The sequence below is a fragment of the Knoellia koreensis genome (assembly GCF_013041615.1).
In the GTDB taxonomy this organism is placed as follows: domain Bacteria; phylum Actinomycetota; class Actinomycetes; order Actinomycetales; family Dermatophilaceae; genus Pedococcus; species Pedococcus koreensis.
This window is the reverse complement of the sequence record NZ_JABEPQ010000001.1, coordinates 535,348-560,674: the sequence shown is the minus strand read 5'-3', so window position 1 is coordinate 560,674 and position 25,327 is coordinate 535,348. Positions and strand designations below refer to the sequence as shown.

The 25,327-nt window shown below is 70.0% G+C and carries 23 protein-coding genes; 9 read left to right on the top strand and 14 right to left on the bottom strand.

Annotation, left to right across the window (positions count from 1 at the left end):
- Positions 1-39 precede the first annotated feature (39 nt).
- Together HJG52_RS02795 and HJG52_RS02790 are read left to right on the top strand one after the other, a co-directional pair.
- Entirely contained in the window at positions 40-1,029 is a 990-nt protein-coding gene (locus HJG52_RS02795; protein ID WP_171242026.1) for a ribose-phosphate diphosphokinase, read from the top strand.
- Positions 1,026-1,436 carry a DUF3054 family protein gene (locus HJG52_RS02790; RefSeq protein ID WP_171242025.1) on the top strand — a complete coding sequence of 137 codons (411 nt, stop codon included), beginning with the start codon at positions 1,026-1,028 and terminating at the stop codon, positions 1,434-1,436. The genes HJG52_RS02795 and HJG52_RS02790 overlap by 4 nt, the downstream gene beginning before the upstream one ends.
- On the opposite strand, the gene HJG52_RS02785 is transcribed toward HJG52_RS02790, so the two are convergent.
- From HJG52_RS02785 to HJG52_RS02770, 4 genes are all read right to left on the bottom strand, one after another.
- Positions 1,433-2,293: a sterol desaturase family protein gene (locus HJG52_RS02785; RefSeq protein WP_171242024.1), complete on the bottom strand. Its 861-nt coding sequence runs from the start codon at positions 2,291-2,293 to the stop codon at positions 1,433-1,435. The two genes, HJG52_RS02790 and HJG52_RS02785, sit on opposite strands and share 4 nt — an antisense overlap.
- Positions 2,294-2,376: 83 nt before the next feature.
- The gene (arc, locus tag HJG52_RS02780; protein WP_171242023.1) at positions 2,377-4,116 is read right to left on the bottom strand and encodes a proteasome ATPase; all 1,740 of its coding nucleotides are present in this window, start codon (positions 4,114-4,116) and stop codon (positions 2,377-2,379) included.
- 74 nt (positions 4,117-4,190) lie between these two features.
- Positions 4,191-5,207, bottom strand: a complete 1,017-nt coding sequence (locus tag HJG52_RS02775; protein ID WP_171242022.1) for a tRNA (adenine-N1)-methyltransferase — start codon at positions 5,205-5,207, stop codon at positions 4,191-4,193.
- Between the two features lie 11 nt (positions 5,208-5,218).
- Positions 5,219-6,328, bottom strand: a complete 1,110-nt coding sequence (locus HJG52_RS02770) for a site-2 protease family protein (RefSeq protein ID WP_171242021.1) — start codon at positions 6,326-6,328, stop codon at positions 5,219-5,221.
- Between the two features lie 61 nt (positions 6,329-6,389).
- Here HJG52_RS02770 and metH point away from each other — a divergent pair, with 61 nt between their 5' ends.
- Together metH and HJG52_RS02760 are read left to right on the top strand one after the other, a co-directional pair.
- A complete protein-coding gene (gene metH, locus HJG52_RS02765) occupies positions 6,390-10,181 on the top strand; it encodes a methionine synthase (protein ID WP_430413319.1) in 3,792 nt (1,263 codons plus the stop codon).
- Between the two features lie 62 nt (positions 10,182-10,243).
- Positions 10,244-11,089: a RecB family exonuclease gene (locus HJG52_RS02760; RefSeq protein WP_171242020.1), complete on the top strand. Its 846-nt coding sequence runs from the start codon at positions 10,244-10,246 to the stop codon at positions 11,087-11,089.
- Here the strand turns inward: HJG52_RS02760 and HJG52_RS02755 are convergent.
- The gene (locus tag HJG52_RS02755) at positions 11,065-11,751 is read right to left on the bottom strand and encodes an HAD family hydrolase (RefSeq protein WP_346767530.1); all 687 of its coding nucleotides are present in this window, start codon (positions 11,749-11,751) and stop codon (positions 11,065-11,067) included. The two genes, HJG52_RS02760 and HJG52_RS02755, sit on opposite strands and share 25 nt — an antisense overlap.
- Positions 11,752-11,819: 68 nt before the next feature.
- Here HJG52_RS02755 and HJG52_RS02750 point away from each other — a divergent pair, with 68 nt between their 5' ends.
- The gene (locus tag HJG52_RS02750) at positions 11,820-12,677 is read left to right on the top strand and encodes a PAC2 family protein (RefSeq protein ID WP_171243021.1); all 858 of its coding nucleotides are present in this window, start codon (positions 11,820-11,822) and stop codon (positions 12,675-12,677) included.
- A 229-nt stretch (positions 12,678-12,906) separates the two neighbouring features.
- The gene (locus tag HJG52_RS02745; protein WP_171242019.1) at positions 12,907-14,847 is read left to right on the top strand and encodes an HNH endonuclease signature motif containing protein; all 1,941 of its coding nucleotides are present in this window, start codon (positions 12,907-12,909) and stop codon (positions 14,845-14,847) included.
- Positions 14,848-14,900: 53 nt separating this feature from the next.
- Here HJG52_RS02745 and mshC read toward each other — a convergent pair whose 3' ends face one another.
- The 4 genes from mshC to HJG52_RS02725 are packed head-to-tail and all read right to left on the bottom strand — an operon-like array spanning position 14,901 to position 18,271.
- Positions 14,901-16,151: a cysteine--1-D-myo-inosityl 2-amino-2-deoxy-alpha-D-glucopyranoside ligase gene (mshC, locus tag HJG52_RS02740; RefSeq protein WP_171242018.1), complete on the bottom strand. Its 1,251-nt coding sequence runs from the start codon at positions 16,149-16,151 to the stop codon at positions 14,901-14,903.
- A gap of 36 nt (positions 16,152-16,187) precedes the next feature.
- Positions 16,188-16,970 carry an SCO1664 family protein gene (locus tag HJG52_RS02735; RefSeq protein ID WP_277352088.1) on the bottom strand — a complete coding sequence of 261 codons (783 nt, stop codon included), beginning with the start codon at positions 16,968-16,970 and terminating at the stop codon, positions 16,188-16,190.
- Positions 16,971-17,008: 38 nt separating this feature from the next.
- Entirely contained in the window at positions 17,009-17,545 is a 537-nt protein-coding gene (locus HJG52_RS02730) for a DUF3090 family protein (protein ID WP_171242017.1), read from the bottom strand.
- Positions 17,546-17,554: 9 nt separating this feature from the next.
- Positions 17,555-18,271, bottom strand: a complete 717-nt coding sequence (locus HJG52_RS02725; RefSeq protein WP_171242016.1) for an MSMEG_4193 family putative phosphomutase — start codon at positions 18,269-18,271, stop codon at positions 17,555-17,557.
- A 58-nt stretch (positions 18,272-18,329) separates the two neighbouring features.
- Here HJG52_RS02725 and corA point away from each other — a divergent pair, with 58 nt between their 5' ends.
- Positions 18,330-19,310: a magnesium/cobalt transporter CorA gene (gene corA / locus HJG52_RS02720; RefSeq protein WP_171242015.1), complete on the top strand. Its 981-nt coding sequence runs from the start codon at positions 18,330-18,332 to the stop codon at positions 19,308-19,310.
- Positions 19,311-19,334: 24 nt separating this feature from the next.
- Here the strand turns inward: corA and HJG52_RS02715 are convergent, their stop codons facing one another.
- A complete protein-coding gene (locus HJG52_RS02715) occupies positions 19,335-20,189 on the bottom strand; it encodes an undecaprenyl-diphosphate phosphatase (RefSeq protein WP_171242014.1) in 855 nt (284 codons plus the stop codon).
- Between the two features lie 24 nt (positions 20,190-20,213).
- Positions 20,214-21,275, bottom strand: a complete 1,062-nt coding sequence (locus HJG52_RS02710) for an LLM class F420-dependent oxidoreductase (protein ID WP_171242013.1) — start codon at positions 21,273-21,275, stop codon at positions 20,214-20,216.
- A gap of 64 nt (positions 21,276-21,339) precedes the next feature.
- On the opposite strand from HJG52_RS02710, the gene HJG52_RS02705 reads away from it, so the two are divergent.
- On the top strand, positions 21,340-22,278 hold the full coding sequence (locus tag HJG52_RS02705; protein WP_171242012.1) for an aldo/keto reductase: 939 nt from the start codon (positions 21,340-21,342) through the stop codon (positions 22,276-22,278).
- Positions 22,279-22,296: 18 nt separating this feature from the next.
- On the opposite strand, the gene HJG52_RS02700 is transcribed toward HJG52_RS02705, so the two are convergent.
- Positions 22,297-22,626, bottom strand: a complete 330-nt coding sequence (locus HJG52_RS02700) for a primosomal protein (protein ID WP_171242011.1) — start codon at positions 22,624-22,626, stop codon at positions 22,297-22,299.
- Between the two features lie 39 nt (positions 22,627-22,665).
- Here HJG52_RS02700 and HJG52_RS02695 point away from each other — a divergent pair, with 39 nt between their 5' ends.
- Positions 22,666-22,854: a DUF5703 family protein gene (locus tag HJG52_RS02695; protein WP_171243019.1), complete on the top strand. Its 189-nt coding sequence runs from the start codon at positions 22,666-22,668 to the stop codon at positions 22,852-22,854.
- 69 nt (positions 22,855-22,923) lie between these two features.
- Here the strand turns inward: HJG52_RS02695 and HJG52_RS02690 are convergent, their stop codons facing one another.
- A complete protein-coding gene (locus HJG52_RS02690) occupies positions 22,924-23,868 on the bottom strand; it encodes a hypothetical protein (RefSeq protein WP_171242010.1) in 945 nt (314 codons plus the stop codon).
- Positions 23,869-23,969: 101 nt separating this feature from the next.
- Positions 23,970-25,301 carry a M20/M25/M40 family metallo-hydrolase gene (locus HJG52_RS02685; protein ID WP_171242009.1) on the bottom strand — a complete coding sequence of 444 codons (1,332 nt, stop codon included), beginning with the start codon at positions 25,299-25,301 and terminating at the stop codon, positions 23,970-23,972.
- Positions 25,302-25,327: the final 26 nt, after the last annotated feature.

The window sequence follows — 25,327 nt, the reverse complement described above, 5'->3', positions numbered from 1 at the left end:
ATACCTCGACGTTGCCACCACGCACCCCCAGGGAGACCCATGCGGGACATCGTGATCTTCAGCGGGAGCGCGCATCGTGCGCTGGCCCAACGCATCTGTGGCGCACTGGGGGTCGAGCTCTCCCCCGCCGACATCAAGCGGTTCAGCAACGACTGCCTCCAGGCGCAGCTGCTGGCCAACTGTCGCCAGCGCGACGTCTACGTCATCCAGCCGCTCGTGCCGCCCACTCAGGAGCACCTCATGGAGCTGCTCCTGATGATCGACGCGGCCCGGGGCGCGTCGGCGGCGCAGATCACGGCGGTCATCCCCCACTACGCCTACGCCCGGTCGGACAAGAAGGATGCCTCCCGCATCTCGCTCGGCGGCCGCCTCGTCGCCGACATGCTCGTCGCGGCCGGTGCCGACCGCGTCCTGACGATGACCCTGCATGCACCGCAGGTGCACGGCTTCTTCTCCGTGCCGGTCGACCACCTCACCGCCATCGGGGTGCTGGCCGACCACTTCCGGGGACGCGACCTCGATAACTCGGTGGTGGTCTCCCCCGACCTCGGCAACGCCAAGACGGCAACGCAGTTCGCGCGACTGCTCGGCCTGCCCGTGGCGGCGGGAAGCAAGCAGCGGCTCGCCGACGACCGGGTGGTCATCGACGACATCGTCGGTGACGTCGAGGGCAAGCGCGCCATCGTGCTCGACGACGAGATCGCCACCGGTGGGTCGATCATCGAGCTGCTCGAGCAGCTCAAGGACCTCGGCTGCACCAGCGCCGACATCGCGTGCACCCACGGACTGTTCGCGGGCAAGGCCGTCGAACGGCTGCGTGACCACCCGATGATCGGTGAGGTCGTCACCACGGACACGGTGCCCGCGCCGGCCAACTGGCCCGAGCTGCGGGTGCGCACCGTGGCCCAGCTGTTCGCCGAGGCGATCAGCCGCATCCACGCCGGCGAGTCCGTCAGCAGCCTCTTCGACGGCGTCGACCCCACCCACGCGCCACCGCAGGCGACCCTCTTTGACAAGGTTCATGCGTGAACCGAGTCGCTGCCTACCTCCTCGACGCCCTCTTCATCCTGCTCTTCGCCACCCTCGGCCGGATGAGCCACGCGGAGGGCCTCACCTTTGGCGGGGTTCTCGGGGTGGCCTGGCCGTTCCTCGTGGCCTGCGCCGCCGGGTGGGTCGTCGCCTGGCGGGTGCGGGACTGGCCGGTGCGTATGCCGGGTGCTCCGCTGATGTGGCTCGTCACCGCCGTGCTGGGGCTGGCGTTGCGGGTCGCGACCGGTGGCGGGTTCGCCTGGTCGTTCGCGCTCGTGACGCTGGTCGTGCTCGGGTTCTTCCTCGTCGGCTGGCGCTGCGCGGCCGAGGTGGTGCGGTTCGGCGCGAACGGGCTCACCCGCTGGTCGGAGCGCAACGCCCGCGAGAACGCCAGGGCTCGTCGCTAGCGCTCGGGTGACCACCCGGGCGGTGCGAACACGTACCCGAGCCGCTCCCGCCATCCCTTCGCGGACCGCACCTGGCGGAGCATCGCCACGAACTCGCCGTACTGGAGCCGGAACGGGTTGAACGTCGTGACCGGGTGGGTCAGGCCGTAGGTCGGCCGCTCCTCCTCCTCGGCGAAGGTGCCGAACAGCCGGTCCCAGACGATGAGGATGCCGCCGTAGTTGCGGTCGAGGTACTTGGTGTCGCTCGCGTGGTGCACGCGGTGGTGCGACGGGGTGTTGAAGACGAGCTCGAAGGGGCGCCACAGCTTGGGGATCGTCTCGGTGTGCACCCAGAATTGGTAGATCAGGTTGAGGGAGAACGCGAAGAAGATCATCCACGGCGGGACGCCGAGCAGCGGCAGCGGCACCCAGAACAGCAGCTCGCCCCACGGGTTCCACTTCTGCCGCAACGCCGTCGTGTAGTTGAACTTCTCGCTGCTGTGGTGGGCCTGGTGCATGGCCCACAGGACGCGCACCCGGTGGCTGGAGCGGTGGTAGGAGTACCAGAGGAAGTCGACGGCCAGCAGGACCACGACCCAGGTCCACCACTGGCGCGGGTCGAGCCGAAGCGGCGTCACGGCATACAGGGCCGTGTAGAGCACCAGGGCCAGCGCCCGCGCGCCGAGGTTGACCACGACCGACCCCACCCCCATCGACAGGCTCGCCGCCGAGTCCCTGCCGGTGTGACCGGCATACCGGGGCGCGTCGTCGTCGGTCTCGAGGACGCGCAGGGCGACGAGCTCGATCACGATGAACAGGATGAAGAAGGGCACGGCGAGCAGGGTCGGCTCGCGCAGCAGGTGGTCCACGACCACCATCCTACTGAAAGTAAGTTAGAGGTACTGCCCCGTGTTGGCGACGTTGTCGATGGACCGGGCTGAAACGTCTCGGTGCCGCTCCATCAAAGGTACTGCCCCGTGTTGGCGACGTTGTCGATCGACCGACCCGGCTCGGTGCCGCTCTTGCCGGTGATGAGCGTGCGGATGTAGACGATCCGCTCGCCCTTCTTGCCGGAGATGCGGGCCCAGTCGTCGGGGTTGGTCGTGTTGGGCAGGTCCTCGTTCTCCTTGAACTCGTCGACGCAGCTGGCGAGCAGGTGGTCGACGCGGATGCCGTGCTGGGCGGAGGTGAGGAAGTCCTTGATCGCCATCTTCTTGGCCCGGTCGACGATGTTCTGGATCATCGCGCCGGAGTTGAAGTCCTTGAAGTAGAGGACCTCCTTGTCACCGTTGGCGTAGGTCACCTCGAGGAACCTGTTGTCCTCGATCTCGGAGTACATGCGCTCCACGGTGGCCGTGATCATCGCGTCGACCGTGGCCTGCTTCGACCCGCCGTGCTCGGCCAGGTCGTGCTCGTGCAGCGGCAGCTCCGCGGTGAGGTACTTGGTGAAGATGTCGCGGGCGCTCTCGGCGTCGGGGCGCTCGATCTTGATCTTCACGTCGAGGCGGCCCGGGCGCAGGATCGCGGGGTCGATCATGTCCTCGCGGTTGGAGGCGCCGATGACGATGACGTTCTCGAGTCGCTCGACACCGTCGATCTCGGACAGCAGCTGCGGCACGATCGTGGTCTCGACGTCGGAGGAGACACCCGATCCGCGGGTGCGGAACAGCGAGTCCATCTCGTCGAAGAACACCACGACCGGCGTTCCGCCAGAAGCCTTTTCGCGCGCCCGCTGGAAGATGAGCCGGATGTGCCGCTCGGTCTCACCGACGTACTTGTTGAGCAGCTCGGGGCCCTTGATGTTGAGGAAGAACGACTTGCCGACCGGCTTGCCCTCCTTCTCGGCGACCTTCTTCGCCAGGCTCGACGCGACCGCCTTGGCGATGAGCGTCTTGCCGCAGCCGGGCGGGCCGTAGAGCAGCACGCCCTTGGGCGGCTTGAGCTGGTGCTCGGTGAACAGGTCGGGGTGCAGGTAGGGCAGCTCGACGGCGTCGCGGATCGCCTCGATCTGGCCGGCGAGTCCCCCGATGTCCTCGTAGTCGATGTCCGGGACCTCTTCGAGGACGAGCTCGGCGACCTCGGCCTTGGGGATGCGCTCGTAGACGAACCCGGAGCGCGGCTCGAGCATGACCGCGTCACCGACGCGCAGGGGCTCGCCCTCGAGCGAGTCGGCGATGCGTGCGACGCGCTCCTCGTCGGCGTGCGCGACCACGAGCACCCGGCCCTCGCCGAGCATCTCCTTGATCATCACGACCTCGCCGACCCGCTCGAAACCGCAGGTGGCGACGACGTTCATGGCCTCGTTGAGCCGCACCTCGCGGCCCTGCGAGAGGTCGGCGGGGTCGACCGCCGGGCTCACGGCGACGTGCATCTTGCGTCCGCCGGTGAGGATGTCGACGGTGGCGTCGTCATAGGACTCGAGGATGACGCCGTATGCCGCGGGAGGTTGCGCGAGGCGGTCGACCTCGCCCTTGAGCGTGACGATCTGCTCGCGGGCCTCCTTGAGCGTGCGCACGAGCCGCTCGTTCTGGGAGGAGATCGTGGCGAGGTTCGACTGCAGCTGCAGGACCTTCGTCTCGAGCTCGCGCGATCGGGCGGGGGCGTCGGCGAGGCGCTGCCGCAACGCGGCAACCTCCTCGGCGAGGAGCTCGGCCTGCCGGCGCTCGTCGGACTGGCCGTCGGTGCGGTGCTGGTCGGTCATGTCGACTCCCTCGGGTGGCGGACGACGTTGCCACCGACCGGAATACCCGGCCGATGCCCCAACCTAACTCCGATCTAGTCGGAGGTCGTGGAGGTTTCGGTCACAGAACGGCGAATGCGACGGATCTTCTTGTCTGATGGGACGCGCTCGCCCAGTTCCTCTGGGGTGAACTCGGCGTCCTCGCCGAAGGTTCCGCTGTCGGCCGCGGCGCCGTCCTCGCCATACGCACCCTTGGCCGGGCGCCGCTTGCGCAGCGGCGGGGTGACCCCCGGCGCGAGCCGGCGGGTGGTGATGAGGAACCCGGTGTGACCGTGCATGCGGTGCTGCGGGCGGACGGCGAGCCCCTCGAGGTGCCAGCCGCGGACCATCGACTCCCACGCGTCGGGCTCGGTGTAGCCGCCGTGGTCGCGCATCGCCTCGGCGACACGGGACAGCTGGGTGGCCGTCGCGACGTAGCAGATGAGGACGCCGCCGGGCGCCAGCGCGTCGGCGACGACGTCAAGGCACTCCCAGGGCGCAAGCATGTCGAGGACGACGCGGTCGATGCTGCCGTTCTCGACGGTGCTGGGCAGCTGCTCGACCAGGTCACCGATGGTGACGGTCCACGCGGGGTGGTCGACGCCGAAGAACGCGCGGGCGTTGCCGCGGGCGATGTCGGCGAAGTCCTCGCGCCGCTCGAAGGAGTAGAGGTGGCCGTGCTCCCCCACCGCGCGCAGCAGCGACATCGACAGCGCGCCGGACCCGACACCCGCCTCGACGACGCGGGCGCCGGGGAAGACGTCGGCCATGGTGACGATCTGGCCGGCGTCCTTGGGGTAGACAACAGCGGCGCCGCGGGGCATCGACATGACGTAGTCGGACAGCAGCGGCCGCAGGGCGAGGTACTCGACGCCGGCGGTGTTCTTGACGACGGTGCCGTCGGGCGCCCCGATGAGGTCGTCGTGCGCCAGTCGGCCTCGGTGGGTGTGGAACTCGCGCCCCGCCTCGAGGGTGATGGTGTGCAGCCGCCCCTTGGGGTCGGTGAGCTGCACGCGGTCGCCCACCGCGAAGGGCCCTCGGCGCAGGTCGGCACCCACCGCAGACGTCGTCATGGCGGGCGAGTCTAGTTGCGCGCCGTGGCCGCCTTGTTCACGGCATCGACGGTGGCCAGACCCCAGACCCGCCCGCCCGCAGTGAGCACGACGTAGCCGACGCCGGACTCCTGCATGGCTGCCACCACTGCGTCGACGGGCTGCTCGGGTGTCGCCTCGACGACGTTGCCATCGGGCAGCCGCAGCACGGCGGAGCTGAGTGGTGCGGACCGGATCGCGTCCGCCGGCAGCTCGTCACTGAGACCACCGAAGAGCAGGTTGGGTATGCCGCGAGCGTCCGTCGTCACGACGGCGCGGTGGTGGTCCAGGGCCGCCTGGATGGAGGTGGACGGCGGCACCACGTCGGCGGGTACCGCGACCTGTCCGACGGTGAGCCGGCCGAGGGACGCGACCGCCTTGCCGCGGTTGATCGCGGCGGTGGCGCCGGTCCAGATGACCGACGCGATGACGATCGCCCAGATCGCCGAGAACCCCGGCCGCTCTCCCCGGGTCAGCGGCAGCACGATGAACCACACGACGGCCGCGACGGCCAGCACGCGGCCGGCCCACCCGGCGACGACCGACCCCTTGGTGCGGTCACCCGTCGCGGCCCAGACGACCGACTCCAGCGCCTGGCCACCGTCGAGCGGCAGCGCCGGGATGACGTTGAAGAGCGCCAGCGCCCCGTTGATGATGAGCAGTCCCTCGAGCAGGTTCGCGGTCAGCCCACCGTGCGTGACGAGCAGTCCCACGACCGCGAGCCCGGCCAGCACGGCATTCGCGAAGGGCCCGGCCAGGGCCACGACGGCGAGCCGACCGGGTGAGGGGCGCAGCGCCTCGAACGACGTGTGCCCACCCCAGAGGTTCGCCACGATGCGCACCACCGGCATGCCCAGCGACTTGGCGGCAACCGCGTGGGCCGCCTCGTGGACCAGCACGGACACGAGCAGCAGCAACGCCTGAAGCACCCCGCGGGTCAGGCCGTAGACCGGGTTGGTGTCGAGCACGGGCTGGGCGACGATGACGACGATGACCAGCGCGATGAGGAACCAGCTGGGCGCCAGGTAGACCGGCACGCCCACGACGCGTCCGATGCGTACGCCGTGCCCGCGCTCGTCCGGGCTGTCGGCGGCGCTCGTCATGGCGCAGACACTACGTGACCACCCCCGACGCCTTCCTGTGCGCCCGGTCCATACTGGTCGGGTGCCCGAAACCGCCGATCACCGTCCTGACGCCACCGACGAGCTGACCGCTGCCCTGCGCGAGCGGATCCTCGTCATGGACGGCGCCATGGGCACGATGATCCAGCGCGAGGGCTTCAGCGAGGAGGACTACCGCGGCGACCGGTTCGCCGAGTGGGGCCAGGACCTCAAGGGCAACAACGACCTCCTCTCGATCACCCAGCCGGACGCGATCCGAGCCATCCACGCGGCATACCTCGAAGCGGGCGCCGACCTCGTCGAGACCAACACCTTCAACGCCCAACGCATCTCCCTCGCCGACTACGGCATGGAGGACCTCGCCTACGAGCTCAACCTCGCGTCCGCACGGCTCGCCCGCGAGGCGGCCGATGCCATCGCCACGCCCGACCGGCCGCGGTGGGTGCTGGGCGCGCTCGGCCCGACCAACCGCACCGCCTCGATCTCGCCCGACGTCAACGACCCCGGAAAGCGCAACGTCACCTACGACGAGCTCGTCACGGCATACCTCGAGCAGGCACGTGGTCTCGTCGACGGCGGGGCGGACGTCCTCATCGTCGAGACGATCTTCGACACCCTCAACGCCAAGGCTGCGATCTTCGCGCTCGAGACGCTCTTCGAGGAGCATGGCCGTCGCTGGCCGGTCATCATCTCGGGCACCATCACCGACGCGTCGGGGCGCACGCTCTCGGGGCAGGTCACCGAGGCGTTCTGGAACTCCGTGCGGCACGCGCGGCCGCTCGCGGTCGGGCTCAACTGTGCGCTCGGTGCCGAGGAGATGCGCCCGTATGCCGCGGAGCTGGCTCGCGTGGCCGACACCTTCGTCTCGTGCTACCCGAATGCGGGGCTGCCCAACGCTTTTGGCGAGTACGACGAGACCCCGGACGCGATGGCGTCGGTGGTCGGGGAGTTCGCGTCGTCGGGGTTGGTGAACCTGCTCGGCGGCTGCTGTGGCACGACGCCCGAGCACATCAAGGCGATCGCGGAGGCCGCCGCCGGTCAGGCGCCGCGGGTTCCCGCCGAGGTGGAGCCGGCGCTGCGGCTGTCGGGGCTCGAGCCGTTGACGGTGACCGAGGAGTCGTTGTTCGTCAACGTCGGTGAGCGCACCAACATCACGGGGTCGGCGCGGTTCCGCAAGCTGATCCAGGCCGAGGACTACCCGACCGCGCTCAACGTCGCGCGGCAGCAGGTCGAAGCCGGCGCGCAGGTCATCGACGTCAACATGGACGAGGGCATGATCGACGGCGTCGCCGCGATGGACCGGTTCCTCAAGCTGGTCGCGTCCGAGCCCGACATCTCGCGCGTGCCGGTCATGGTCGACTCCTCCAAGTGGGAGGTCATCGAGGCCGGGCTCAAGTGCGTGCAGGGCAAGCCGATCGTCAACTCGATCTCGATGAAGGAGGGCGTCGAGCCGTTCATAGAGCATGCCCGGCTGTGCCGCAAGTACGGCGCCGCCATCGTCGTGATGGCGTTCGACGAGGACGGGCAGGCCGACAGTCTCGAGCGCCGCAAGGAGATCTGCCAGCGGGCCTACGACATCCTCACCAAGGAGGTTGGGTTCCCCGCCGAGGACATCATCTTCGACCCCAACATCTTCGCGGTGGCCACGGGCATCGAGGAGCACGCGGCCTACGGCACCGACTTCATCGAGGCGACCCGATGGATCAAGGAGAACCTGCCCGGGGCGCTGGTCTCCGGTGGCGTCTCCAACGTGTCGTTCTCGTTCCGCGGCAACAACCCCGTGCGCGAGGCGATCCACGCAGTGTTCCTCTACCACGCGATCAAGGCCGGCATGGACATGGGCATCGTCAACGCCGGCGCGCTCGTCGTCTATGACCAGGTCGACCCCGAGCTGCGCGAGCGGATCGAGGACGTCGTGCTCAACCGGCGCCCGGACTCGACCGAGCGGCTGCTCGAGATCGCCGACTCGTTCAACACTGGTGACACCAAGCAGGAAGCCATCGCCGAGGAGTGGCGGTCGCTGCCGGTTGGCGAGCGGATCACCTACGCCCTGGTCAAGGGCATCGACGAGTACGCCGAGACCGACACCGAGGAGCTGCGCCAGGAGATCATCGCCCGCGGCGGACGTCACATCGAGGTCATCGAAGGTCCGCTGATGGACGGCATGAACGTCGTCGGCGACCTGTTCGGCTCCGGGAAGATGTTCCTGCCGCAGGTCGTGAAGTCGGCGCGTGTGATGAAGAAGGCCGTCGCCTACCTGCTGCCGTTCATGGAGGAGGAGAAGGCCGAGAGCGGCCTGGCCGACGCGCGCGCCAAGGGCAAGGTCGTCATGGCCACGGTCAAGGGCGACGTCCACGACATCGGCAAGAACATCGTCGGAGTCGTGTTGCAGTGCAACAACTACGACGTCGTCGACCTCGGGGTCATGGTGCCGGCGCAGAAGATCCTCGACGCCGCCAAGGCGGAGGACGCCGACGTCATCGGGCTGTCCGGCCTCATCACGCCGAGCCTGGACGAGATGGTCAACTTCGCCACCGAGATGGAGCGACAGGGGCTCGAGATCCCGCTGCTCATCGGCGGCGCCACCACGTCCAGGGCGCACACGGCGGTCAAGGTCGACCAGAAGTACCACGGCCCGGTCGTGTGGGTGAAGGACGCGTCGCGTTCGGTTCCCGTTGTGTCACAGCTGCTTTCGGACGAGCAGCGGCCCAAGCTGCTGGAGCAGGTCAGCGCCGACTACGACTCGCTGCGCGCGCGCCACGCGGCGAAGGCCACCGAGCGGCCGCTGGTGTCCATCGAGCAGGCACGCCAGCGACGCACCCCGCTGGACTGGACGGGATACCGCCCACACGTGCCCAATCTCGTTGCGGCACAGGAGAAGGAGCTTCTCCAGCGGCAGTCCGGAGCAAAGAACAAGGTGCCCACGCAGTTCGTCCGCACCTTCCACGACTACCCGCTCGAGGAGCTGCGCGACTACATCGACTGGGGGCCGTTCTTCCTCGCGTGGGAGATGAAGGGGCGCTTTCCCGACATCCTCAACAACCCAGCCACCAGCGAGGCCGCGACCAAGCTCTACGAGGACGCGAACCGCATGCTGGACAAGGCGATTCGCGAGAAGTGGCTGCGCGCCTTGGGTGTCATCGGGCTCTTTCCCGCCAACGCCGTGGGCGACGACATCGAGGTGTATGCCGACGAGTCGCGTGAGTCGGTCGCGCTGACGTTGCACACGCTGCGGCAGCAGGGGCAGCACCGCGAGGGCGTGCCGAACCGTGCCATGTCGGACTTCGTCGCGCCCAAGGAGACGGGGCTGCGCGACCACATCGGTGCGTTCGCCGTGACCGCAGGACTCGGGGCGCAGGACAAGATCGCGGAGTTCAAGGCCGACCTCGACGACTACAGTGCGATCCTGCTCGAGGCGCTGGCCGACCGGCTGGCCGAGGCGTTCGCCGAGCGGATGCACGAGCGCGTGCGCCATGACTACTGGGGTTACGCGCCCGACGAGCACCTGCGCAACGACGACCTGATCGCGGAGAAGTACACGGGGATCCGGCCCGCGCCCGGTTATCCGGCGTGCCCGGACCACACCGAGAAGCAGCTGCTGTGGGAGCTGCTCGACGTGGAGAAGAACACCGGCATCGAGCTCACCGAGTCGATGGCGATGTGGCCCGGTGCGGCGGTGTCGGGTTGGTACTTCGCGCACCCGCAGTCGCAGTACTTCGTGGTGGGGCGCCTCGGCCGAGACCAGGTCGAGGACTATGCGAAGCGCAAGGGCTGGACACTCGCCGAGGCCGAGCGCTGGCTCTCCCCCAACCTCGGCTACATCCCGGAGGACTAGGGCGGCCGGCGTATGCCGCGTGGCTGGGCAGCGCTGTCAGCCCCGCGGCATACGGTGTGGCCATGGTTCCCGCGTTGTCCCCGAGTCGGGCGTCGGACTTCAAGCAGTGCCCGCTGCTGTACCGGTTCCGCGCCGTCGACAAGCTGCCCGCCCCGCCGAGCCCTGCCGCGGCGCGCGGGACGCTGGTGCACGCGGTGCTGGAGCGGTTGTTCGACCTGCCCGCCGAGCAACGCACGCCCGCGGCCGCCGCCGAGCTGGTCGGGCCGCAGTGGGAGCGGCTGGTGCAGGAGGAGCCCGAGCTCGCCGAGATGATCGCGGGCGACGAGAAGCGCACCGTGGAGTCGTGGTTCGGCGAGGCGAACGCGTTGATCGAGACGTGGTTCGGCCTCGAGGACCCGACGCGGCTCGAGCCGGCCGAGCGCGAGCTGTACGTCGAGACCGACGTCGACGGGCTGGTGCTGCGCGGTTACGTGGACCGGCTCGATGTCGCGCCGGACGGTGCGATGCGGGTGGTCGACTACAAGACGGGGCGGTCGCCGAGCGAGCTCTTCGAGGGCAAGGCGCTGTTCCAGATGAAGTTCTACGCCCTCGTGCTGTGGCGGCTGCGCGGCGAGATCCCCCGGCTGCTCCAGCTGGTCTACCTCGGCAACGGCGAGGTCGTCCGCTACTCCCCCGACGAGCACGACCTGCTCAGCCTCGAGCGCAACCTCAAGGCCGTGTGGCAGGCGATCGAGCGCGCCGCGACGACGGGAGACTGGCGGCCCAAGACGTCCAAGCTGTGCGACTGGTGCGACTACCGCGAGTTCTGTCCGGCGTGGGGTGGCACTCCCCCGCCGCTGCCCGAGGGTGCGACCCAGATCGCGCTCGACCCCGGTGTCTCCGGTCAGGTGGTCCCGGCCGACGACTGAGTCGCCAGCTCGCTGGTCAGCGCGCCGAGGTCGGTCGGTGTGAGGCCGCGCAGGCTGGGCACCTGGACCGCTCCTGCGGTGACGGGCACGGGCACCACGTGCGGCACCGCGATCGTCGGCACCCCGGCGGCAACGGCCGACCGGACACCGGTCGGTGAGTCCTCGATGGCGACGCAGTCCGCGGCCTCGACACCCAGGGCGCGCGCCGCCGCGAAGTACGGCTCCGGGTGGGGTTTGCCGTGCTCGACCTCGTCACCGGTGATGACCGCGGCGAACGTCCCCGTCGGCAGTGCGTCGACCACGGCGTCCGCCAGCGACCGCCACGACATCGTGACCAGCGCACTGGGCACCCCCGCTTCCTGGAGCGAGGACAGCAGCTCGCGCGCGCCCGGCCGCCACGGCACGTGCTCGCGGACCTGCACGATGACCCGCGCCAAGAGCTCCTCGATGATCTCGACGGGTGTCAGCTGGACGGGACTGTGGTCCCGGATGAACTCCGCCGACACCATGAGGTCGTTGCCGACGAGCTGGTGGGCGTACTCGTCGTTCCAGACCCCGCCGGCTTCCTCGACGATCGCGTGCTCCGCGCTGATCCAGTAGGGCTCGGTGTCCACGAGGGTGCCGTCCATGTCCCACAGGACGGCGGCGGGCAGGTCGGTCACGTCTGGTGAGTCTACGGAACGTAGGCTGACAACAGTCGGTGCCCCACCGGCATACGTGAGGAGGCATGGTGATCGAGCTCGAGGACGTGCCAGAGCTGGACAACCCCGTCGTCATCGCTGCGTTCGAGGGCTGGAACGACGCGGGCGAGGCGGCCACGGCGGCGGTCGACCACCTCATCGACGTGTGGGACGCCGAGCCCATCGCGGCACTCGACCCCGAGGACTACTACGACTTCCAGGTCAACCGCCCGCGGGTCGTCCTCGATGACGGCCGCCGGCGGATCCACTGGCGCACCACGCGGATCCTCGTCGCCTCCAGCGCGGGGCTGGACCGTGACGTGATCCTGGTGCAGGGCATCGAGCCGTCGTTCCGGTGGCGGGCGTTCACCATCGAGCTCATGGAGTTCGCGCAGGAGGTCGGTGCCAGCACCGTCATCACGCTCGGTGCGCTGATGGCCGACGTCGCGCACACGCGGCCCATCCCGGTCACGGCGACGTCCGAGGACGACGACGTGATCCACCGGTTCGACCTCGAGCCGAGCCGGTACGAGGGCCCGACCGGGATCGTCGGGGTGCTCGCCGACGCGGCGACGCAGAGTGGCATGCAGTCGATCTCGGCGTGGGCCGCGGTGCCGCACTATGCCGGCCACACCCCTTCGCCGAAGGCGACTCTCGCGCTCGTCTCCCGGCTCGAGGAGCTGCTCGACGCTGCCATCCCGCACGGTGACCTTGGTGACGCCGCCAAGGCGTGGGAGCGCGGGGTCAACGAGCTGGCTGACACTGACGAGGAAGTCGCGGAGTACGTCCAGTCCCTGGAGCAGGCGCAGGACACAGCTGACCTCCCCGAGGCGACCGGGGATGCGATCGCGCGCGAGTTCGAGCGCTATCTCAGGCGGCGCGGTCAGGACGGCCCCCCGACCGCCTGAGCGGTATGCCGCATGGCCCCAGGCCGCGGGGCTGCCCGGCCCACGCGGCGGGTCGGCGCGGGCTGTGCGCAGGGCCGTCGTGGGGCGGGCTTGGGGCCGGCGTGCGCTGTGCGTATGTGCGCCTGCACATACGAGGGCCCAACTCTTACTTGCCGCTTTTTGTTGCGGGACAGCGGGATTCGTTGTGGACAACCCTTGCGTTTCGAACGTGTGTTCGATAGAGTGAGACATGGTCGGAACGGAGCTTCTGGAGCAGGTCACGCAGGCAGTGCGTGACCTGTCCGAGGCCGGTGCCGCGGCGGAGCTGGGGTCGTGGTCGGGTGAGGACCTGCTGGACCTGGTCGAGGCGACCCAGCGGCTGACCAACACCGTCGCCGCGCTCCAGACGCGGGCGATCGCGCATGTCGCCGCCCATGACGAGCACCTGGACCAGCACGGGCAGTGGGTGCTGCAGCACCGCGGCCTGGGCCACAAGTCCTTGGACGCCGGGGCGATGATCGCCACCCGGATGGGCATCTCGACGACCGCGGCCGAGTCCCGCGTCGATGACGCCGTGCACCAGGTCACCGTCACCCCACAGCTGGTCAAGGCGATGCACCGTGGTGACCTGGACGGGTGGCGCGCCCGCGTCGTGACCAGTGAGCTGTCCGCCTGCCCGGACCAGGCCGCGACGACGGTGATGGACCTGCTTTTGGCGCACGTGGCCGACCGGGGCGGGTGGGACGAGACCGCCGGCCCCTTGCGGACCCGCGTGCGGCGCCTGGTCGCGAAGGTCGCACCGCAGGTCCCGGCCGAAGAAGCAGCCGTCGCGGTCGAGCGGCGGTGCGTGGTCCGCACCCCCGCCACCCAGGGCACCGACCACTGGGAAGCCGAGCTCCCGGTCGAGTCCTCGCTACCGATGTGGCACGCGATCGAAACCCTCGCCCACCGGCTCCGGCAAACCGACCGCACCCTGAGCGTGAACCAGGCCCGCGCCGACGCCCTCGCCCAGCTCGTCCTGGCCCAAGCCGATGTGACCGTGCTCCTGCACGCCACCATCCCCGACACCCCCACCAACCCCACCGACCCCACCAACGGCGGCGGACCAGGGACCGGGACACCGGACAACGGCTCCGACCCGGCGCCCAAGGCACTGACCAGCCAGCCCCAAACCGGCAGGACCACAGTCGGCGCACCTGCAGCGGCGCCGGCCGCAGCTGGTGACCGAACACCGGATGCACCCACGGGCGCTCAGGAGCAGCAGGGTCGAACCGCCGTCGCATCGGCGACCGAACAGACCGGGATCGGCGGCACTGACCGCACCGGCGGGAACCGAGCCGACACCGACGGCGCTCAGGCCAGTGGACCGGGCGGCCCGTCCTCACCCGATGAGCCGGTGCCGATGCGGGTGGCGTCGCTGACCGAGATCGGCGGCCTGTCTGCGCAACCGGTGCTGCTCGACCTGACCGCACTGGGCAGCAACGCCCGCCTCAAGACCTCCACCCCACTGATCTGCGACCCGAACACCGGAGCCGTGACCTCCGGCATGATCCCGGCCGGTCTCGGACCACCAGGCAGCAGAACCAAGAACGCCGCCGCGCCAGTGCGCTCCTACGCCATGCCCACCCGCATGCAACGCCTCGTGCGCCTACGCGACGGACACTGCCGCTTCCCCGGCTGCCGTGTCGCCGCCCGGTTCTGCGATCTCGACCACGTCGTGCCCTGGCCCATCGGCGCCACCGACCCCGCCAACCTCATCTGCCTGTGCCGACGCCACCACCGCATCAAACAACGCCACGGCTGGCGAGCCGTCCTCCTCGCCGGCGGCATCGTCCAATGGACCGACCCCACCGGCAAACGCACCACCACCAACCCAGCCGACCACCTCGACCGCACCACCCTCACCACCGAAGTCCCCGCCCACATCGGACCCGACATCCTCATGGTCGCCGTCCCCCGCCCCACCAACGAAGACAACACCGACCCCAACGAAAGCCCACCCGGTCGCCGCCTCGTCGAGTGGAGCAACGTCCCCCGCCACTTCCTGCGACCCCTCGACCCCACCGACGACATCCCCACCCTGCTCGAACTCCACTACGAACGCCTCATCGAGCTCCACCAACCCACCACCGACACCATCACCTTCGACCGCCGACCACCCGAACCCGTCTACGACGAACCACCCTTCTAACCGGACCCCGGCCGGTCAGAAGGGCCCGCCGGGGCGGACGGTGCGAACCGAGGTCAGACGCGAACGCCGAGGATGGCGTCGAGGGCCCGAGCGAGCACACCAGGAGCGGAGGCGTCGTCACCGCCACGGGTCAGCGTCTGGTCGGCCCAGCGGTCGACCGCGGCCAGCGCGCCGGGGGTGTCGAGGTCGGACGCCACCCGCTCACGCAGCTTCTCGACGACCTCGTCCGCCGACGGCGCCGTGTTCACCGACAGCGCCGAACGCCACCGCGCCAACCGCGCCTCGGCCCGCTCCAGCAGCTCGTCGGACCAGGACCACTCGGTCCGGTAGTGCTGGTCCAGCAGCGCCAGCCGGATCGCCATCGGGTCGACCCCGTCCGCGCGCAGCTTCGACACGAGCACGAGGTTGCCCTTGGACTTGCTCATCTTCTCGCCCTCGAGCCCGACCATCGCCTGGTGCGCGTAGGTGCGCGCGAACGGCCGCTCGTCAGTCACCACGACGGCCTGCGAGGCGCTCATCTCGTGGTGGGGGAAGATCAGGTCGGTGCCACCGCCCTGCACGTCGAACGCCATGCCGAGGTGGTCCAGGGCGATGGCCGTGCACTCGACGTGCCAGCCGGGCCGACCATCGGGCAGGCCCGCGACCGACCAGGACGGCTCACCGTCGCGGGCCGCCCGCCACAGCAACGGGTCGAGCGCGTCCCGCTTCCCCTCCCGGTTCGGGTCGCCGCCACGCTCGGGGAACACCTCGAGCATCTGCTCTCGGCTCCAGTTCGACACGGAGCCGAATCCCTTGTCGCAGCTGACATCGAGGTAGAGGTCGTCTCCTGCCGACGACTCCGGCGTCGGCACGGCATACGCTGCCCCTTCCTCGAGCAGCCGGCGCACGACGTCACCGATCGCGGGCACGCTCTCGACGACACCGACGTAGTGGTCGGGCGGGATGACCGCCAACGCAGTCATGTCCTCACGGAAGAGCGAGATCTCCTTGGTGGCCAGGTCTTCCCAGTCGACACCGTCGCGCTGCGCCCGCTCCAGTAGCGGGTCGTCGACGTCCGTGACGTTCTGCACGTACTCGACCTCGTGCCCGGCGTCGCGCAGCGCGCGCCCCAGCACGTCGAAGGTCACGTACGTGGCCGCGTGCCCCATGTGCGTGGCGTCGTACGGCGTGATGCCGCAGACGTACATCCGCGCGACCGGGCCCGGAGTGAGGGCGCGGACCTCGCCGGTGGCGGTGTCGAACAGCTCGACCGGTCGACCGGTGCCCGGCACCGACGGGATGAAGGGCGTGGGCCAGGAGATCACGGATGGCAGCCTACGTGGGCGGGTTGACCGAGCGGGTCACAGGGGCGGCCACGGGATCGAGGGCCAGTCCCCCGACGGCACGGGGTATGCCGCGGAGTCCACAAGGGCGCGGCAGCGGGCTTCCAGCGCGGCCAGCTCCGCGGGTGTGAGCAACTCGTCGAGCTCGGTCCGCAGCGAGCTGGTGCCATCGCTGACAGCGGCCAGGACCCGCTCCACCCGGGCCAGCTCGTCGGGGGCGATCGGCTCCCCGGCGAAGCCCCACAGCACGGTGCGCAGCTTGTCCTCCTCGTGCAGGCTCACCCCGTGGTCGAAGCCGCGCAGCCGCCCGTCGCCGACGCGCACCAGGTGCGAGCCCTTGCGGTCGGAGTTGTTGATGACCGCGTCGAAGACCGCGACCGACCGGGCGGCCGGGCTGTCCTCGTGCAGCACGATGACGGGTCGGCCCAGCTGGTCCTCACCGCGCAGCACCGGCAACCAGCCCGGTGGCACCTCCCCCTCGGCCACCACGTCGACCGGGTGCTCGGGCGCCACCTCGGGGTCACCGACCCAGCGCTGCACCGAGCCCGGGCCCTGCGGTCCGTCGCGCAGCACGGTCTCGGGCACGACGTCCCAGCCGCCGACCTCGTTGACCAGCCGGGCAGCCACCTCCCGGGCGGCCAGCGAACCGTCGGGGAAGTCCCACAGCGGCCGCTCCCCCGAGATGGGCTTGTAGATCGCGAGCGGTCCGTCGCCATCCGCGTCGTCACCCACCCTCACCAAGAGGGCGAGGTTCGATGCTTCGCGGAGCGCTCCGAGGACGTGCAGGTCGGCACGACGCAGCAGCTCGGTGACGACGGCGGGGTCGTCCGGCCACTCGTTCAGCGCTTGTACCCGTTCGCACGCGGGCAGATGTGCCCCTCGGGCTCGAGCGGTCCGCCGCAGAACGGGCAGGGCGGCCGACCGGCCGAAACGACCGAGCGGGCCCGGCGCGCGAACGCCCGGGCCGTGGCCGGGGTCAGCACGACCCGCACCTGGCGCGGCTCCTGCGTCAGCACCGACGGATCGGCACTGGCCTCCGGGTCGTCGGGGTCACGGTCGAGGCACTCGATGACGATGACCTGGCGCCCGTCGTCCCAGCCGAGGCTGAGGGTGTTCACCCGGAACTCGTCCTCGATCGGCGTGTCCAGCGGGGCGTTGTCGACGACGTCCGCAGCGGCGTGGTCGCCACCGGCTCCCCCGGCATAGCTGTCGAGCAGGTCGTTGATGCGGTCCGCGAGGACCGACACCTGCTCCTTCTCCAGCGACAGGCTGGTCAGCCGGGGCCCGGCGCTGGCCTGGAGGAAGAAGGTGCGCTGTCCCGGCGGACCGACGGTGCCGGCGACGAACCGGTCCGGGGGGTCGAACTCGACAAGCATGCAACGAGCCTAACCGGCTCCCCCACCGACGGCGGCGTCGCCCGTGGGTGCGTCGTCCGCGTCGTCGGGCTTGGGGTCGGGCGCCCGGAACCTGGCCACGTCCGGCGCCAGGTCGTTGGCCGCCAGCAGGAAGGTGTGCCGGCCGCCGTACCGGACCGCCGAGACCGACGCCGGGTCGGCCGTGTACCGCTGGAACTTCTCCAGCCCGGCCCCGGTGGCGTCGGCCAGCACGGCCTTGACCAGGTCGCCGTGCGTGACCGCGACCCAGACCGCGTTCTCACCATGGGCCTGCCGCACCTCGTCGTCGAGGCGCCGGATGCTGCCGACCACCCGGTCGGCCATCTCGCGCAGGCTCTCCGCGGCATACCTCTGGTCGTCGGGGAAACGCGCGGTGGCGGGGTCGTCCTGGACGGTCGACCAGAGCGGTTCCTTCGCGAGCTCGGAGAGCTTGCGTCCGGTCCACGCGCCGTAGCCGCACTCGACGAGGCCCTCGTCCGACTCGACCGAGACGCCCGCGGCCTGCGCGAGCGGCGTCGCCGTCTCGACGCAGCGCTCGAGGGGGCTCGACAGGAGCCGCACGACCGGTGCGCCGGTGAACCGGTCGGCGAGGCGCCACACCTGCTCGCGGCCCCGGTCGGAGAGATGTATGCCGGGCAGTCGCCCGGACAGCACACCGTCGGCGTTGGCGGTGGAGTGGCCGTGACGGACCAGGAGGACGGTGGGCACGGTGGCAGCGTACGGGTGGCGCATGGCGACGGGGGCGGCGACGTGGTGAAGTAGCCCCGTGATCGTGGACCAGGCCGTCTACCGCAACGGCAACCGGGAGCCGTGCGGAGACCTCAGTGACACCCTCGACGCCCTGCGCTCGGGTGATGACCCGCACGCCTTCCTCTGGATCGGGCTCAAGGACCCGACCCAGGCGGAGTTCGACGAGGTCGACGAGGAGCTCAAGCTGCACCCGCTCGCGGTCGAGGACGCCATCAAGGGCAACCAGCGCGCCAAGATCGAGCTCTACGACGGCTCGATGTTCGTGGTGCTCAAGACATTGCGGTACATCGACGAGACGTCGGACATCGAGACCGGTGAGCTGATGCTGTTCCTCGGCGACCGGTTCGTCGTCACGGTGCGCCGAGGTGAGGGCAACCCGCTCGCGGGGGTGCGACAGCGGCTCGAGCACGACCCGGCCAAGCTCAAGCACGGCCCGATCGCGGTGGTGCACGCCGTGATGGACAGCATCGTGGACAACTACGAGAACGTCGACGGCGAGATCGCCAAGGACCTCGTCGACATCGAGGCGGACGTGTTCGCCGGGTCGCGCGCCGCCAACTCGACCACGATCTACCGCCTCAAGCGCGAGGTGCTCGAGTTCCGCAGGGCGACGAACCCGCTCGTCGTGCCGCTGAAGATGATGCACGACCGGGCGCGGTCTCCGTTGCCGGACAAGGAGATGCGGCTGCAGTTCCGCGACCTGGCCGACCACCTGTTGCGGGTGTCCGACCACGTCGACAGCTACGACAAGCTGCTCACCGACATCCTCAGCGCACACCTCGCGCAGGTCTCGGTGCAGCAGAACAACGACATGCGCAAGATCTCAGCCTGGGTCGCGATCGCCGCCGTGCCGACGATGATCGCCGGCATCTACGGCATGAACTTCGAGAACATGCCCGAGCTGAAGTGGCACTACGGCTACTTCATGATCCTGACGGTCATGGTGCTGGCGTGCCTGGGCCTCTATCGCGCGTTCAAGAAGTCGGGGTGGCTCTGAGCCCTGCCTGCAGGGGCCGTTCGCTCAGGTGGCCGATATCGCCCCGGCGCCGAGAAGCACGATGAGCACCACACCCAGCGCCACGCGGTACCAGACGAACGCCGTGATCTTGTGGCCCGCGACGAACTTGAGCAGCCAGGCGATCGAGGCGTACGCCACCACGAACGACACGACGATGCCGACCGCCATCTGGCCGATGCCGAGCAGCTCGAGGTTGCTGGACTCCTCGACAGCCTGGAACAGTCCGGCAGCCGTCAACGCGGGGATCGCCATGAAGAACGACAGTCGGGTCGCGGTGACGCGGTCGAGCCCCCGGAAGAGGCCGGCCGAGATCGTGGCGCCGGAGCGCGAGACGCCGGGAATGAGCGACAGGCACTGGACGAGCCCGAGGAAGAGCCCGTCCTTCAAGGTCACGGCCCCCTCACCTCGCGTCCGGTCGTGCCGCTCGAGCATGGCGTAGCGGCTTTCCGCCAACCACATCGCGCCGCTCCAGATGATCAGCGCCCCGGCCACGACCCACAGGCTGCGCAGCGGTCCGCTGATCAGGTCGCGTGCCAGGAAGCCGACGATTCCCACCGGGATCGAGCCGACGATGACCGCCCAGGCGAGCTGGTAGTCGTGCGCCTCGCGAGCCGGTCCACCCTTGAGGCCCTGCACCCAGGCGACGATGAGGCGGACGATGTCGTGCCGAAAGTAGATGAGGGTCGCCACGATGGCGCCCAGCTGGATGATCGCCGTGTATGCCGTGACGCCCGGGTCGTCGACCTTGAGGCCGAGTAGCTTCTCGGTGATCGTCAGGTGTCCGGTCGAGGAGACCGGCAGGAACTCGGTGAGGCCCTCGACGATGCCGAGGATGATCGCATCCAGGTAGCTGAGCACTGTTCTTCTCTCGTGGGGAGCGGTTCAGGCGGCCCCAGTCTCCCCCATGAGCTCGGCCATGGTCCGCACGACATGCAGACGGTCGTCCAACCCACCAGCGAAGGGCGCCACCGACAACGTGCCGACGCCCGCGTCGGCATACCGCTGCAGCCGCTCCTTGATCCGCTCCGGTGGCCCGATCAACGCGGTGGAGTCGATGAACTCGAACGGCACCGCTGCGGCCGCATCCCGGTGTGCCTTGGCGAGGTAGAGGTCCTGGATCTGCGCGGCCTCCTTCTCGAACCCCATGCGCACGGCGAGCCGGTTGTAGAAGTTCTGCTCCCGTGACCCCATCCCGCCCACGTACAGCGCGGCGTACGGGCGGATCGCGTCGGCTGCCGCCTCGACGTCCTCGCTGATCACCACCGGCACCGACGGGGCGATGTCGAAGCCCTCCAACGGGTTTGCGGTCGTCCCCTTGCCGGCCCGGCGGCGACCGACCCGTACCGACTCGACGAGGTCGCCGGAGTGCTCGGGCGAGAAGAAGATCGCGTGCCAGCCGTCCGCGATCTCGCCAGCCAGCTCGAGGTTCTTCGGGCCGACGGCCGCGAGGTAGATCGGGATGTCGGGTCGTGGCGGGCGGATCGTCAGCTTGAGCGGCTTGCCGGGGCCGTCGGGCAGCGGCAGCGTGTAGTGACCCCCCTCGTAGGCGACCGTGTCGCGGCGCATCGCCATCCGCACGATGTCGACGTACTCACGCGTGCGACCGAGCGGCTTCCCGAACGGTACCCCGTGCCACCCCTCGCTGACCTGGGGCCCGCTGACACCGAGGCCGAGCCGAAAACGTCCGCCGGACAACGTGTCCAGCGTCGCAGCGGTCATCGCCGTCATCGCCGGCGACCGCCCGGGGATCTGCATGACCGCGGCCCCGAGTCCGATCTGCTCGGTCTGCGCCCCGATCCAGGCGAGCACCGTCGGCACGTCCGAGCCGTACGCCTCCGCCGCCCACGCCACGGCATACCCGAGCCGGTCCGCCTCCTTGGCCACCGCGACGTTGTCGCCGTCCACACCCATGCCGAAGTAGCCGAGGTTCACACCGAGTTCCATGGTCGTGAGGCTAGCGGCGGGGCGCTCCCTCGCGGCTGTGGCATCGACCACTAGCGTGGCCACCATGCGTCAGCGACGGATGGGCACCTCGGGACTGCGGGTGTCGCGTCTCGCCCTCGGCACCATGACCTGGGGCCGCACGACCGACGAGGAGGGCGCGCACGAGCAGCTGCGCACGTTCCTCGATGCCGGCGGCAACCTCGTCGACACCGCCCACGGGTATGCCGACGGCGCGTCCGAGGAGATCATCGGTCGCCTCATCGACGACGTCGTCGCCCGCGACGAGCTCGTCATCTGCACCAAGTCCGGCATCTCGAGGCGCTCCGGGCAGCGGGTGGTCGACACCTCGCGCCACAGCCTGCTCGACCAGCTCGACACGTCGCTGGAGCGGCTCGGCACCGACCACGTAGACCTCTGGCTCGTCCACACCTGGTCCGACGACGTGCCGTTGTCCGAGACGTTGTCCGCCCTCGAGTGGGCGGTCAGCACCGGGCGCGCCCGCTACGTCGGCGTCTCCAACTTCAGCGGCTGGCAGGTCGCCCGCGCGATGTCCCTGCTGGAGCAGGCGCGAGTTCCGTTGGTGGCCAACGAGATCGAGTACTCCCTCGTCAACCGCACGCCAGAACCCGACCTCCTGGCGGCGGCGCAGTCGCTCGGTTTCGGCCTCATGCCCTGGTCCCCGCTGGGACGTGGCGTGCTCACCGGGAAGTACCGACACGGCATACCGGCCGACTCACGCGCAGCCTCGCGCGACTTCCCCCGGTTCACCGCGCGCTACCTCGACGACCACGCCGCCCAGGTGGTCGAGGCACTGGCCATCGCGGCCAAGGGACTGGACGTCTCACTCGCGGAGGTCGCACTCGCGTGGGTGCGGGACCGACCGGGCGTCGCGAGCCCGGTCATCGGCGCGCGCACGACGGCGCAGCTGCGCACGTCCCTGGCGAGCGAGGAGCTCGAGCTGCCGGACGAGCTGGTCGTCGCGCTCGACGACGTCTCCGCCTAGCGCCCCGGACCACGCGGGTCAGACGCGCGCGCGGTCGTCCTCGTCCTCGTCGTCATCCTCGTCGTAGTCACCGTCGTCGAGGCCCGAGTAGACGCTCGCGTCGCCATCCTCGTCCGAGTGGTCGTCGAGCTCGTCGTCCTCGTCGTCACCGTCGTAGACCTCGAGCGGCGTCATCTCGCCGTAGGCCTGCAGCAGGGCGTCGTCGTACTCGGCAAACGCATCCGCCAGGTCGTCATAGGCCGCGATGACGGTGGGGTCCTCCTCGCCGCGCTTGGACGAGGACGCCTCCAGGTGGCGTTCGAACGCGGTCACGAGCGAGGCTAGCGCACCACGCGGGTCAGCGGTCATGACCCGACGGTATCGGTTTCTGGTGAACAATGGTGGGTGATGGTCGAGTACGAGTACCGCGTGCTGAGCTTCACGCGCAAGGACACCCGGGCGGAGATCCGGCGCACCCTTTCGGAGGCCGCCGAGTACGGGCACTGGGAGCTGCACCGCACGCGCATCTACCTTGGCGGCATCCAACGGACCTGGTTGCGCCGCAGGATCATCCGGGCTCCCCGCCGCGCCGGCTGAGTGCGCAGCGGGGAGTGCTGGGGAGACCGCGGGACCTGACGTCCCGTTCGGTATGCCGGGTCGCTCGGCTCAGTGCCGGCGCTGACCGCCGGTGACGCGGGCGACGACGCTGGAGGCTCGCATCGACATCCCGCCGAGGACGAGCAGGGCCAGACCGGCAGCGGTCATCGGGAGGATGTCGGCACCGGTGTAGGCCAGCCGCGGTGCTGCCGAGTTGGCCCGGACCGAGGCTGCTGCCGACACCGGACCGGCGGAGCCGGGCTGCTGCGGGGACCCGGCTCCCGGGGCCGCGGGAGCCGCTCCGGCCGGGCACGGGACGACCAGCTGCTGCAGCGGCAGACCGGCATCGGTCAGGGTCTTGATGAGCTCGGTGTCGAGGACGACGAGGCTGGTCTGCAGCGGCGCGACCTCCTTGGTGATGCGCACGCAGGCGCCCAGCAGTCCGTCGACGTTGACGTTGATCGCGCCGAGGTAGTCACCGACCGGGATGGCATCGGCCGGGCACGGCTGGGCCGCCTGCGGGAACTGTTCGATCAGTGGACCGGCAAGGTCCTGGCCCAGGAGGTCGCCGGCGACCTCGAAGGCGGGCGAGCCGGCCTTCGGGATGATGCAGAACGACCCGATGGGTGAGGACCCGGCTGCGGTGGCCCCTGGCGCGGAGGTGGGCGCCGCTCCCTGCCGGGGCGCCGACGCCGATGACCCCTTCGGGGCGCTCGAGGCGTTGGCCTTCGGCTGGTTGGCAGGGGCGGTGGCGGTGGACCCGGGGGTCTGGGTGCCAGACGTGCCCGGCAGCCCGGTGGGCAGACCGGTGGGGATACCCGTGGGGAGCCCGCCCGTGGGGAGGTCGGTGGGCACCGCTCCGGTGGGCACCGTGAGCACCGAGCCGACCTGGCCGACCAGGTCCCCCACGGGGTCGTCGGCGGCCTGGCCGCTACCGGCCCCCGCGACGACGAACGCTCCGGCGACCGCCACCACAGCGGCAGCACGGGTGGCAACGGACAGGCGACGGGTCATGACGGGCTCCTTTGCGCGCGCGCGTGTGACCTGTCAACGAGCGGCCGAGCCGTAAGTTACGCCCCGGTATCCCTGCCGTCCGGAGGCGTCGTCGCCTGCTGTCAGCAGGTGGCGACGAACCGCGCCAGCACTCGCGTCCCGAACTCGAGCGCGCTCACGGGGACGCGCTCGTCGATGCCGTGGAACATCGGCGCGAAGTCCAGGTCAGCGGGTAGCTGGAGCGGCGCGAAGCCGTAACCGGTGATGCCCAGGGTGGACAGCGCCTTGTTGTCGGTGCCTCCGGACAGGCAGTACGGCAGCACCTCGGCGCCGGGGTCCTCGGCCAGCAGCGCGGCCTTCATGGCGTCCACGAGCGGCCCCTCGAACGGCGCGTCGAGGGCGATGTCGCGGTGCACGACCTCCACGTCGACGAACTCGCCGGCCAGCTCACGGACCGTCGCGAGCAGGTCCTCGTCGTGGCCGGGCAGGAACCGGCAGTCCAGCGAGGCGGCGGCGCTCTGCGGGATGACGTTGTGCTTGTAGCCGGCGTCAGCCATCGTGAAGTTTGCGGTGTCCTGCAACGTTCCGCGCACAAAGCCCTGCGCGCCGCCGAGGTGGTCGAGCAGCTCGTCGAGGTCCTCGTCGGACCAGCCGGTGCCGGTCAGTTCAGAGAGCCCGTCGAGCAGTTCACGCACCGACGCGATGTACTCGCGCGGCCACTTGTGCGTCGCGATCCGGGTGATGGCCTCGGCCAGCCTGACGACGGCGTTCTCGGGGTTGGGCACGGAGCCGTGCCCGGCGCGGCCGCGAGCCACGAGCCGCAGCCAGAGGATGCCCTTCTCGGCAGTCTGCACGAGGTAGGCCCGGGTGTCCTCGCCGCCCTTCGTCGGCACGGTGACGCTGTAGCCACCCACCTCACTCACGGCCTCGCTGACGCCCTCGAACAGCTCCGGGTGGTGGTCGACGACGTAGTGGCTGCCCTTCGTGCCCCCGGCCTCCTCGTCGGCGAAGAACGCGATGACCAGGTCCCGAGGGGGCTTGACCCCACGCCGGGCGAGGTCACGGACGACGGCGAGGATCATCGCGTCCATGTCCTTCATGTCGACAGCGCCGCGACCCCAGATGCAGTCGTCGCGCAGCTCGGCCGAGAAGGGGTCGACCTGCCAGTCGGCGGCGTTGGCGGGCACGACGTCGAGGTGGCCGTGGATGCACAGTCCGGGTCGGCTGCGGTCCTCGCCCTCGAGCCGCACGACCACACTGGTGCGGCCGGGGTCGGACTCGACGACGATGGGCTCCAGACCCACCTCGCGCAGCTGCGCGACGACGTAGTCGGCCGCCTCCTTCTCCCCCGGGCCGCTGCCGTCGCCGAAGTTGGTCGAGTCGATGCGGATGAGGTCGCGGCAGATGCGCACCACCTCGTCCTCGGGCCGGGTCACGTCGGCGGCTGCAGTCATGCGTCCAGCCTAGGACCGGATTGGGT

Excerpts from the sequence above, each read along its gene's own strand:
- HJG52_RS02695 (WP_171243019.1), top strand. The coding sequence starts at position 22,666 with ATGGTCGAGTACGAGTACCGCGTGCTGAGCTTCACGCGCAAGGACACC.
- HJG52_RS02775 (WP_171242022.1), bottom strand. The coding sequence starts at position 5,207 with ATGACGACGTCTGCGGTGGGTGCCGACCTGCGCCGAGGGCCCTTCGCG.
- HJG52_RS02710 (WP_171242013.1), bottom strand. The coding sequence starts at position 21,275 with ATGGAACTCGGTGTGAACCTCGGCTACTTCGGCATGGGTGTGGACGGC.
- HJG52_RS02785 (WP_171242024.1), bottom strand. The coding sequence starts at position 2,293 with ATGGTGGTCGTGGACCACCTGCTGCGCGAGCCGACCCTGCTCGCCGTG.
- HJG52_RS02795 (WP_171242026.1), top strand. The coding sequence starts at position 40 with ATGCGGGACATCGTGATCTTCAGCGGGAGCGCGCATCGTGCGCTGGCC.
- HJG52_RS02760 (WP_171242020.1), top strand. The coding sequence starts at position 10,244 with ATGGTTCCCGCGTTGTCCCCGAGTCGGGCGTCGGACTTCAAGCAGTGC.
- HJG52_RS02770 (WP_171242021.1), bottom strand. The coding sequence starts at position 6,328 with ATGACGAGCGCCGCCGACAGCCCGGACGAGCGCGGGCACGGCGTACGC.
- arc (WP_171242023.1), bottom strand. The coding sequence starts at position 4,116 with ATGACCGACCAGCACCGCACCGACGGCCAGTCCGACGAGCGCCGGCAG.
- HJG52_RS02745 (WP_171242019.1), top strand. The coding sequence starts at position 12,907 with ATGGTCGGAACGGAGCTTCTGGAGCAGGTCACGCAGGCAGTGCGTGAC.
- HJG52_RS02705 (WP_171242012.1), top strand. The coding sequence starts at position 21,340 with ATGCGTCAGCGACGGATGGGCACCTCGGGACTGCGGGTGTCGCGTCTC.
- HJG52_RS02730 (WP_171242017.1), bottom strand. The coding sequence starts at position 17,545 with ATGCTTGTCGAGTTCGACCCCCCGGACCGGTTCGTCGCCGGCACCGTC.
- HJG52_RS02690 (WP_171242010.1), bottom strand. The coding sequence starts at position 23,868 with ATGACCCGTCGCCTGTCCGTTGCCACCCGTGCTGCCGCTGTGGTGGCG.
- HJG52_RS02685 (WP_171242009.1), bottom strand. The coding sequence starts at position 25,301 with ATGACTGCAGCCGCCGACGTGACCCGGCCCGAGGACGAGGTGGTGCGC.
- HJG52_RS02700 (WP_171242011.1), bottom strand. The coding sequence starts at position 22,626 with ATGACCGCTGACCCGCGTGGTGCGCTAGCCTCGCTCGTGACCGCGTTC.